This is a genomic window from Dyella sp. 01N36 (assembly GCF_056399745.1).
Genome location: NZ_JBFTRY010000259.1, coordinates 1 through 4,151, shown reverse-complemented (window position 1 = coordinate 4,151; position 4,151 = coordinate 1). Strand labels below are relative to the sequence as shown.

At 64.3% G+C, this 4,151-nt stretch carries 6 protein-coding genes; 5 read left to right on the top strand and 1 reads right to left on the bottom strand.

Annotated features, from left to right (window positions below; translation table 11 throughout):
• From AC1DMG_RS20500 to pilH, 3 genes are all read left to right on the top strand, one after another.
• Positions 1–581: LOG family protein (locus AC1DMG_RS20500; protein ID WP_477181001.1), on the top strand; the 581-nt coding region annotated here is incomplete at its 5' end.
• 30 nt (positions 582–611) lie between these two features.
• Positions 612–1,619, top strand: a complete 1,008-nt coding sequence (locus AC1DMG_RS20495; protein ID WP_441604086.1) for an oxidoreductase — start codon at positions 612–614, stop codon at positions 1,617–1,619.
• 72 nt (positions 1,620–1,691) lie between these two features.
• The gene (gene pilH, locus AC1DMG_RS20490; RefSeq protein ID WP_477175968.1) at positions 1,692–2,057 is read left to right on the top strand and encodes a twitching motility response regulator PilH; all 366 of its coding nucleotides are present in this window, start codon (positions 1,692–1,694) and stop codon (positions 2,055–2,057) included.
• Between the two features lie 65 nt (positions 2,058–2,122).
• On the opposite strand, the gene AC1DMG_RS20485 is transcribed toward pilH, so the two are convergent.
• Entirely contained in the window at positions 2,123–3,031 is a 909-nt protein-coding gene (locus tag AC1DMG_RS20485; protein ID WP_441604085.1) for a DnaJ C-terminal domain-containing protein, read from the bottom strand.
• 224 nt (positions 3,032–3,255) lie between these two features.
• On the opposite strand from AC1DMG_RS20485, the gene AC1DMG_RS20480 reads away from it, so the two are divergent.
• Both AC1DMG_RS20480 and AC1DMG_RS20475 read left to right on the top strand, forming a co-directional pair.
• Positions 3,256–3,735: a peroxiredoxin gene (locus AC1DMG_RS20480; RefSeq protein WP_441604084.1), complete on the top strand. Its 480-nt coding sequence runs from the start codon at positions 3,256–3,258 to the stop codon at positions 3,733–3,735.
• A 112-nt stretch (positions 3,736–3,847) separates the two neighbouring features.
• Positions 3,848–4,151: DUF427 domain-containing protein (locus AC1DMG_RS20475; protein ID WP_477181000.1), on the top strand; the 304-nt coding region annotated here is incomplete at its 3' end.

The following is a 4,151-nucleotide window of genomic DNA, read 5'->3' as shown; positions in this document are numbered from 1 at the left end:
CCCTTTGCGTCTACTGCGGCTCCAGCAGCGGCAGTCACCCTGAATACGTCCAACAGGCCCGTGCCTTCGGTACGGAAATGGCCCGCCGCGGCATCGCGCTGGTCTATGGCGGCGGCAAAGTCGGCCTGATGGGCACGGTGGCCGACGCGGTACTGGCCGCCGGCGGCAAGGTGATCGGCGTCATTCCGCGCCAGCTGGTCGATCTGGAAGTGGCCCACGTCGGCCTCAGCGAGCTGGTAGTCGTAGACACCATGCATCAGCGCAAGACGCGCATGTTCGAGCTGTCCGATGCCTTTGTCGCCCTGCCCGGCGGCTACGGCACCATGGACGAGATGTTCGAAATGCTGACCTGGGCCCAGCTGGGCCTGCACCGCTATCCCTGCGCCTTCTACGACGTACGCGGCTACTACACACAGCTGCGCGCCATGATGGATCACATGGTGACCGAACGATTCGTGCGCCCCGAACAGCGCGAAAGTGTATGGTTCGGACAGGACATGGCGCAGCTGTTCGACTGGCTGGACAGCTACGAGGGCGTCCACACGCCCAAATGGATCGACCGCAGCAGCGTCAAAGCCTGACCCCGGCACGACGCCTTTTAAGGATTGGCCATGAGTACACCCAGCGCCTTTCGCGCCTTCCGTATCCATAACGACGACGCCGGCTATCGCGGCGGCATCGAAACCCTCGCCGCCGATGCGCTGAGCCCCGGCGAAGTGCTGGTGCAGGTCGCTTATTCGTCGATCAATTTCAAGGACGCCTTGGCCGGCACCGGCAAGGGCAAAATCCTCCGCCAGTACCCGCTCAATGGCGGCATCGACGTGTCGGGCACCGTCGTCGCCTCGACCGACCCGGCCTTCAAGGAAGGCGATGCCGTGCTTTGCACCGGCAGTGGCCTGTCCGAAACGCGCGATGGCGGTTATGGCGAATACATCCGCCTGCCCTCGGCGTGGACCATCCACCTGCCCAAGGGTTTGAGCCTGCGCGACAGCATGATCATCGGTACGGCCGGCTTTACCGCCGCGCTTGCCCTGCTGCGCATGGAAGACAACCGCCAGACGCCTGCGTTGGGCCCGCTCGCCGTCACCGGCGCCAGCGGCGGCGTGGGCATGCTGGCCATCGATATCTTCACGCGCGCCGGCTACGCCGTGCATGCGATCAGCGGCAAGGCGTCCCATTTCGACTTCCTGCGCGACCTCGGCGCCGCCGAGTGCATCGATCGCCACCAGCTCGTTTTCAGCGGCAAGCCGATGGATTCGGCGCGCTTCGGTGGCGCGCTCGACAACGTCGGCGGCGCCATGCTGGCCGGCCTGCTGCCGTTGATCGCGCCCTACGGCAACGTCGCCATTTGCGGCAATGCCGGCGGCATCGGCTTCGAAAGCACGGTAATGCCCTTCATCATCCGTGGCGCCAGCCTGCTGGGCATTGCCTCCGCCGGCACGGCGCGCGACCTGCGCGACCGCGTCTGGGAACGGCTGTCCAGCGACTGGAAACCGCAACATCTTGAGCGCATCGCCACGCGCGAAGTCACTTTGGAGCAGTTGCCCGACGCATTTCCCCGCATGCTTGCGGGCGATTCGTTTGGGCGTACCGTAGTACGCGTAGGTAGCGCAAGCTGAGCTTACGCTCAGCTTGGAAGCTCTGGCTCCGCGTCATAGAATCCAACGAAACAACAAGGGGAATTCCACCTTATGGCACGCATCCTGATCGTCGACGATTCGCCGTCGCAGCTGTTGGGCATCAAGCGCATCGTCGAAAAGCTCGGGCATGAAGCGCTGACCGCCGAGGACGGCGCCGCCGGTGTGGAGGCTGCCCGGCGCGAGCGCCCCGACCTGATCCTGATGGACGTGGTGATGCCCAACCTCAACGGCTTCCAGGCCACGCGCACGATCAGCAAGGATCCGGACACCCAGCACATCCCTGTCGTGCTGGTGACCACCAAGGATCAGGAAACGGACAAGGTGTGGGGTCTGCGCCAGGGCGCGAAGGCCTACGTGACCAAGCCGATCCGTGAGGAAGAGCTGGTGAACACGCTGAAGGAACTGCTGCCGGCGTAAGCGCTGCGGCTGGCTTCATGAAAAACGGCGCCCTCGGGCGCCGTTTTTCGTTGGATCGCTGGGGCTCAATGCCGCGGATCGTAATCGCCAAACTCCTCACGCAAGGCTTCGTACGCCTTCTTCTGCGCATCAGTGTCGGCCAGCGGCGCGCGTATCGACAGCTCCACCAGCTGATCGCCGGGATGCGCGCCCGGAAGCCCTCGGCCTTTCAGGCGCAATTTGCGCCCCGACTGCGAGCCTGCCGGAATGCGCAGATCCACCGTACCGGCCAGCGTCGGCACCGGCACCGTGGCGCCCAGCGCGGCTTCCCAAGGCGCAATCGGCAGCACGTGCAGCACGTTTCGGCCGTCCAGACGGAAGCGGCCATCGTCGCGTATGCCCACTTCCAGCAGCAGGTCGCCGTTGGATGCGCCACCCGAACCACTATGGCCCTGCCCAGCCAAACGTATCACCTGACCTGGTTGGATGCCTGCTGGAATCTTTACTTCCAATACGCGCTCGCCACCGCTGCCATCCTGCAGCGCCAGGCGCGTGCGACCGCCGTCAAAAGCGGTCTGCAGATCGATCTGCACATGCGCATGCACATCGCCGCCACGACGCGCGCGTGGCGCGCCGCGCGGACCGGGGCCAGCTCCGCCGCGTCCGCCAAACAGGCTTTCGAAAAAGTCGCTGAAGTCRCCGCCGCCGTCRCCGCCGAAATCGAAGCCGTGGTTCTGGTTCCAGCCCGGCGGCGGCCGGAACTGTTCGCCGCCGCGGTAGCCGCCAGCGCGCAGCTCATCGTAGGCACGACGCTTTTCGGTGTCGCGCAGCACTTCGTTGGCTTCGTTGATTGCCTTGAATTTCTCTTCCGCTCCCGCGTCTTTGTTCTTGTCGGGGTGAAACTTCCTGGCCAGCTTGCGATAGGCAGTCTTGATCTCTGCCTCGGTCGCTTCCGGCTTCACGCCCAAGATGTCGTAATAATCTTTGAATTCCACTGCCACTCCCCGGCAATTCAGCCGCCCGGACTCACGGGCGGCACGTTCGATCTGCACCCATCGGCCGGCACCCTTCGCCCGGCTCGCATGGGTCACGCATGGCGAGGCCTCGCCTGCGTCGCTATGGTCGACCACATGGGTGCGAAAACGGCGTGATTCAAGGCGACAAGCCGGCCCCATGGCGCTAGCATCGCCTCCTTCCCCATCATCACAGGCACTCTGCCATGAGCATCCAGGTCGGCGACACCCTGCCCGACGTCGAGATCCGCGTCGTCCACGATGGCATCGAACCCGCCCAGACAGGCGCCCTGTTCGCGGACCGGAAGGTCGTGCTGTTTGCCGTACCGGGCGCCTTCACGCCCACCTGCTCCAACAAGCATCTGCCAGGCTATGTGAAGCATTTCGCCGAGTTCCAGCAGCGCGGCGTGGAAGTGATGTGCCTGGCCGTGAATGACGCCTACGTGATGCAAGCCTGGGCCGCCTCGCAGAACGTGCCGGCAGGCATGTGGATGCTCGCCGACGGCAACGGTGCGTTTACCAAGGCGCTCGGGCTCGAACTCGATGGCAGCGGTTACGGCATGGGCCTGCGCGCGCGACGTTTCGCACTGTATGCCGAGAACGGCGTGGTGAAGCAGCTGCAGGTCGAAGCGCCCGGCGAATTCCGCGTTTCCACCGCGGAAGCCATGTTGGAAGCGCTGGGCTGATAACGGCGCCGCTGGTGCGGCGTCCCAGGTGTTGAACATCCGCTGCACTGTTTCTTGTCGTGACGGCGAGTAACGTTGGACCCTTCAGTTCCCATGAAAGCGGAGCCACGCCATGTCCAGCCGAGTTCAGCGCATTCCCGGACCCGATCATCCGATCGAGGTGACGCCGAGCAAAGACCACGTCGTCGTGCGCGTGGCAGATCGCGTCGTTGCCGATACGCGACGTTCGCTGAGCCTGCAGGAAGCGAACTATCCTGTAGTGCACTACATCCCGCGCGAGGATGTGGACATGTCCCTGCTCGAACGCACGGAACACAACACCTATTGCCCGTACAAGGGCGACGCTTCCTACTTCAGCATTCCCTCCGCAGGCGACCGCGGCACGAACGCGGTTTGGACGTATGAACATCCGCTGC